Source organism: Aminobacter sp. P4_H6_2 (assembly GCF_056400805.1).
Genome location: NZ_JBFUKO010000366.1, coordinates 1 through 5,365 on the forward strand (window position 1 = coordinate 1; position 5,365 = coordinate 5,365).

The 5,365-nt window shown below is 61.6% G+C and carries 5 protein-coding genes; all 5 read left to right on the forward strand.

Going from position 1 to position 5,365, the window contains the following annotated elements; translation table 11 throughout:
* Positions 1 to 90 precede the first annotated feature (90 nt).
* Positions 91 to 531, forward strand: a complete 441-nt coding sequence (ccmE, locus tag AC1DUU_RS21790) for a cytochrome c maturation protein CcmE (protein WP_476785475.1) — start codon at positions 91 to 93, stop codon at positions 529 to 531.
* Between the two features lie 18 nt (positions 532 to 549).
* Positions 550 to 2,538: a heme lyase CcmF/NrfE family subunit gene (locus tag AC1DUU_RS21795; RefSeq protein WP_476785476.1), complete on the forward strand. Its 1,989-nt coding sequence runs from the start codon at positions 550 to 552 to the stop codon at positions 2,536 to 2,538.
* Complete coding sequence (locus tag AC1DUU_RS21800; RefSeq protein ID WP_476785477.1) at positions 2,535 to 3,002, forward strand: cytochrome c-type biogenesis protein; 468 nt, start codon at positions 2,535 to 2,537, stop codon at positions 3,000 to 3,002. The genes AC1DUU_RS21795 and AC1DUU_RS21800 overlap by 4 nt, the downstream gene beginning before the upstream one ends.
* 118 nt (positions 3,003 to 3,120) lie before the next feature.
* Positions 3,121 to 4,653 carry a Do family serine endopeptidase gene (locus AC1DUU_RS21805; protein WP_476785478.1) on the forward strand — a complete coding sequence of 511 codons (1,533 nt, stop codon included), beginning with the start codon at positions 3,121 to 3,123 and terminating at the stop codon, positions 4,651 to 4,653.
* A gap of 189 nt (positions 4,654 to 4,842) precedes the next feature.
* Positions 4,843 to 5,365, forward strand: a 523-nt coding sequence (locus AC1DUU_RS21810) for a response regulator transcription factor (protein WP_476785479.1), incomplete at its 3' end; no start/stop codon positions are given.

A 5,365-nucleotide genomic window follows, 5' to 3' on the forward strand; every position in this document is an offset into this window, starting at 1 on the left:
CGCCTATACCGCACTTGGCCGTGACAGCGAAGACGGCCGCAAGCTTTCCGAACTGGCTGGCTCGCTTGGCCTGAAAGTCACGGAGTAGGCATGACCCGTAAACAAAAACGGCTATCGGTGATTGCGGGCGCGCTGGCCTTCTTGGGCGCGGCAACGGCCCTGACCTTTTACGCGCTCGGCCAGAAAGCCTCCTATTTCTACATGCCGGCGGATTTGCAGGCAGCGACCTTGCAGCCGGGCCAGCGGATTCGGCTCGGTGGTCTCGTCGAAAATGGCTCCATCGTGCGCGGGCAGGGAACCCAGGTTGAATTCGGCGTGACCGACTCCGAAAAAACGGTGAAAGTGCGCTACACTGGCATCCTGCCCGATCTGTTTCGGGAAGGGCAGGGCGTGATCACCGAGGGCAGCTTCGGCTCAGACGGTGAGTTTGTCGCCGATAGCGTGCTGGCAAAACATGACGAGAACTATATGCCCAGGGAAGTCGCCGATAGCCTGAAGGCAAAGGGCGTCTGGCAGGAAACCACGCAATGAACGTCGGACGGCGCTGACATGGTCGAGATGGGTCACTTCGCGCTTATCCTGGCGCTCGCTCTGTCGCTGGTGCAGTCGCTGGTGCCGCTTTACGGAGCCTACAAGGGCGACGCCAGGCTGATGGCGGTTGGCGGGCCGGTGACAGTCACCGGATTTGCCATGATCGCCCTGTCTTTTGCCGTGCTGACCATGGCCTATGTCCAGTCGGACTTCTCGCTCGTCAATGTCTGGGAGAACTCGCATTCCCTTCAGCCGATGATCTACAAGTTCACCGGCACCTGGGGCAACCACGAAGGCTCGATGTTGCTGTGGGTCCTGATCCTCAGCTTCTTCGGTGCATTGGTCGCGGCCTTCGGCGCCAATCTTCCGGCGACGCTTCGAGCAAACGTGCTTGCCGTCCAGGGCTGGATCGGCACGGCCTTCCTGCTCTTCATCCTGATCACGTCGAATCCGTTTGCCCGCCTGGTACCGGCGCCGATCGAAGGCAAGGATCTCAATCCGATCCTTCAGGACATTGGCCTCGCAGTCCATCCGCCGTTGCTTTATCTCGGTTATGTCGGCTTTTCGGTCTGTTTTTCGTTTGCTGTTGCAGCCCTGATCGAGGGCCGCATCGATGCCGCTTGGGCGCGCTGGGTACGCCCATGGACGCTTGCTGCCTGGGTGTTTTTGACCGGCGGTATCGCCATGGGTTCCTACTGGGCCTATTACGAGCTCGGCTGGGGCGGCTTCTGGTTCTGGGATCCGGTCGAAAACGCCTCCTTCATGCCTTGGCTTGCCGGCACCGCACTTCTGCACTCGGCTATCGTCATGGAAAAGCGCTCGGCGCTGAAGATCTGGACGCTGCTGCTTGCCATCCTGACGTTCTCGCTGTCGTTGCTGGGCACCTTCCTTGTCCGCTCGGGTGTGTTGACCTCGGTGCATGCCTTTGCCAGTGACCCGAGCCGCGGTGTCTTTATCCTGTGCATTCTCACGCTGTTCATCGGCGGTTCGCTGGCGCTGTTTGCACTGCGCGCGTCGACGCTGACGGTGGGAGGCATCTTCCATCCGATCTCGCGCGAAGGCGCGCTGGTGCTCAATAACCTGTTCCTGACCACCGCGACTGCGACAGTGCTGATCGGAACGCTTTATCCGCTGGTGGTCGAGGCCCTGTTCGGCGACAAGATTTCGGTCGGCGAGCCGTTCTTCAACCTGACCTTCGGCCCGCTGATGATACCGCTTCTGGCGGTCGTGCCGTTCGGACCGCTGCTTGCCTGGAAGCGTGGCGATGTCGCTGCCGTCGCCCAGCGACTCATGTTCGCCTTTGGCGCCGCACTTGCGGTTGTCCTGGTCACCTTCCTGTTCATCGATGGCGCATCGGTGTTCGCTGCCCTTGGTGCCGGCCTTGCGACCTGGCTCGTGCTTGGCGCATTGACCGACGTCGCGCTGAAGTCTGGCATCGGCAACGTCGCGCCGAACGTGGCGCTGCACCGCTTCCTTGGCCTTCCGCGCTCGGTTTTCGGTACGGCGCTGGCACATCTTGGCCTTGGGCTGACATTGCTTGGCATCGTTGGGGTGTTGTCGTTCCAGAAAGAGGCGATCCTGGTCATGAAGCCGGGGCAGGTGCTGGAGATTTCCGGCCACCATCTGCGGTTCAACGGACTGACGCCTATGCGTGGGCCGAACTTCACCGAGGACCAAGGCCGTTTCTCGCTGCTTGGCGCCAACGGCCAGCCTTTCGCTGAGATCGTGTCGTCCAAGCGCTTCTATCCGGTACGCCAGATGCCGACCACCGAAGCTGGCATCAAGACCATTTGGCTGAGCCAGCTCTACGTCTCGCTTGGCGACGAAACCGGCAATGGCTCGGTGGTCGTGCGGGTCTGGTGGAAGCCGTTGGTCACCTTGATCTGGGGCGGCTCGTTGGTAATGATGCTTGGCGGTTTCATATCGCTGATGGATCGTCGTCTCCGCGTCGGTGCGCCGGCGCGACGCAAGTCCGGCCAAGCCAAACCTGTGCCGGTCGCCTCATGAAGATGAAACTGCCGGCAATCGCAGGGTTCCTCGCCACGTTCCTCTTCGCGGGCACGGCGCTTGCCGTGAAGCCTAGCGAGATGCTCGCCGATCCGAAGCTTGAGGCCCGGGCGCGGCTGCTGTCTGAAGAGCTGCGTTGCATGGTCTGCCAGAACCAGTCCATTGACGAATCAGACGCCGAACTGGCCGCCGACCTGCGCGTGCTGCTGCGCGAGCGGCTTGTCACTGGCGACAGCGACGAGCAGGTGATGGACTACATCGTCTCCCGCTACGGCGAGTTCGTGCTGTTGAAGCCGCGCTTCAACCTGCGCAACGCCTTGCTCTGGGGAACGCCAGTCCTGCTGCTGCTCGGTGGTGGCACATTTGTGTTCCTGTCGGCCCGTTCGCGGCGCAGGCAGGAGCCGGATGCCTTGACGAAGGACGAGCAAGAAGCGCTCGAATCTATTCTGCGCAAGGACGCCTGAGCAAGCTCAACATTACCAAAGTTTCATCCCTCGGAAATGGTGCCGTAATGTGAGTCTCTCTATCTCTTGATCCATCGGATGCGGAACCAATGCATCCCGTTCATGAGGATCAGAGACAATGAGCACCGCCCCAAATTCCCTTTCGCGTTCGCGCAAGCGTCTCCTGGCCGCCGCCGCATCCCTTGCCCTTGTAGGGGCGATTGGTTTCGGCGCCGTGACCAGTGGAACCCTCCCAGTTTATGCTGACGCAGTAAACGTCAATGCACCGCAGGTCCCGAGCTTCGCCGACGTTGTCGAGCATGTTTCGCCGGCAGTTGTGAGCGTTCAGGTCAAGGCGAGGATCGACCCGGCTGCCGATACCGGCTCTTCGCCGTTTTCCAACCAGCAGGGTTTTGACAATTTGCCGGACAATCATCCGCTGAAGCGCTTCTTCCGCGGGCAGGACGGCAACGGCCAGAACCAGAATCGTCAGAAGTTCGGCCAGCGCGACGGCAGCCAGAAACCGCGGCCTGTCGCACAAGGATCGGGCTTCTTCATCTCTGACGACGGCTATCTGGTCACCAACAACCACGTCGTTGCCGATGGCACTGCCTATTCCGTCGTCGCTAGCGACGGCAAGGAATATGATGCCAAGCTGATCGGCACTGATCCGCGCACCGACCTCGCCGTGCTCAAGGTCGATGCCAGCACAAAGTTCACCTATGTCAGCTTTGCTGACGACGCGAAGATCAGGGTCGGCGACTGGGTCGTTGCAGTCGGCAATCCATTCGGGCTCGGCGGTACCGTCACCGCCGGCATCGTTTCGGCGCGCGGCCGTGATATCGGCGCTGGCCCTTATGACGACTTCCTGCAGATCGACGCTGCGGTGAACCGCGGCAATTCAGGTGGTCCTGCCTTCAACCTCAATGGCGAAGTGGTCGGCATCAACACCGCCATCTTCTCGCCGTCGGGTGGCAGCGTCGGTATCGCCTTTGCGATCCCAGCCTCTACCGCCAAGCAGGTGGTTCAGGATCTGATGAAAAATGGCAGCGTCCAGCGTGGTTGGCTCGGCGTGGAAATCCAGCCTGTCACTTCCGACATTGCGGAGTCCCTCGGCCTCAAGGGCGAGAAGGGTGCACTCGTTTCGAGCGCCCAGGACACCGGCCCGGCCAAGAAGGCGGGTATAGTCGCTGGTGACGTCATCACCCAGGTCAACGGGCAAGAGGTCGCCTCTCCGAGGGAACTCGCCCGTCTGATCGGCGCTGTCACGCCTGGCAAGGCGGTTGCCGTCACCGTCTGGCGCAACGGCAAGATGGAAAACGTCAACGTCGACCTCGGCACGCTTCCGGGTTCGGACAAGCAGGCCTCGGCGGACCAGCCTTCGGCACCCGGCGAACCCAGCTCGCTTGCCGATCTCGGTCTGACGGTCACGCGTTCGGAAGATGGCAAGGGCCTCGTGGTGACGGACGTTGACCCCTCTAGCGACGCTGCCGATCGCGGTATCCAGGCAGGTGACATCATCACCGCCGTGAATTCGGCCGAAGTCACTTCACCTGCCGATGTGACACAGGCGCTTAGTCAGGCGGAAAAGGCGGGCCGCAAAGCCGTCCTCTTCCAGATCAGCCGCGAAAACAGCAACCGCTTCGTGGCCCTGCCTGTCAATCAGGGCTGACCGATCACTCCTGTCGGGCGGTTTCATCACCCCCGAGCCGCCCGACGGAAAGTGACGGCGCCGKATAGTTTGTCAGTCTTCGATTCCGGCCCCGGTGGCAGCGGGCTCCCATCGCCCGCTGCCACTTCAATCTTTGGAGGAAACGACATGTCGCCTCTGATATCCGGCAAAATCGCGTATAACGATGGCATGAAGATTCTTGTCATCGAAGATGACCGCGAGGCGGCCGACTATATGCAGAAGGCTTTCGCGGAAGCCGGCCATACTGCCCATGTCGCGGGCGACGGCGATTCAGGTTTCGCCCTTGCCGATGCTGCCGAATACGACGTCATGGTCGTTGACCGCATGCTGCCAAGGCGCGATGGTCTTTCGGTGATTGCCGGGCTGCGGTCGCGAGGCAACACAACACCGGTTCTGATCTTGTCGGCGCTTGGCGAGGTCGATGACCGTGTGACGGGCTTGCGCGCCGGCGGCGATGACTATCTCACCAAGCCTTATGCTTTCTCCGAACTGCTCGCGCGGGTCGAAGTGCTCAACAGGCGCGCGCCCGCCCGCGAATCCGAGACGGTCTATCGCGTCGGCGATCTCGAACTCGACCGGCTGTCCCACACGGTGCGCCGCGGCTCCCAGGAAATCACGCTGCAGCCGCGCGAGTACCGGCTGCTCGAATATCTGATGCGCCATGCCGGCCAGGTGGTCACCCGCACCATGC

Bases quoted from the DNA above. Each gene is read 5' to 3' on its own strand.
- ccmE (WP_476785475.1), top strand. From the start codon at position 91: ATGACCCGTAAACAAAAACGGCTATCGGTGATTGCGGGCGCGCTGGCC.
- AC1DUU_RS21795 (WP_476785476.1), top strand. From the start codon at position 550: ATGGTCGAGATGGGTCACTTCGCGCTTATCCTGGCGCTCGCTCTGTCG.
- AC1DUU_RS21805 (WP_476785478.1), top strand. From the start codon at position 3,121: ATGAGCACCGCCCCAAATTCCCTTTCGCGTTCGCGCAAGCGTCTCCTG.
- AC1DUU_RS21800 (WP_476785477.1), top strand. From the start codon at position 2,535: ATGAAGATGAAACTGCCGGCAATCGCAGGGTTCCTCGCCACGTTCCTC.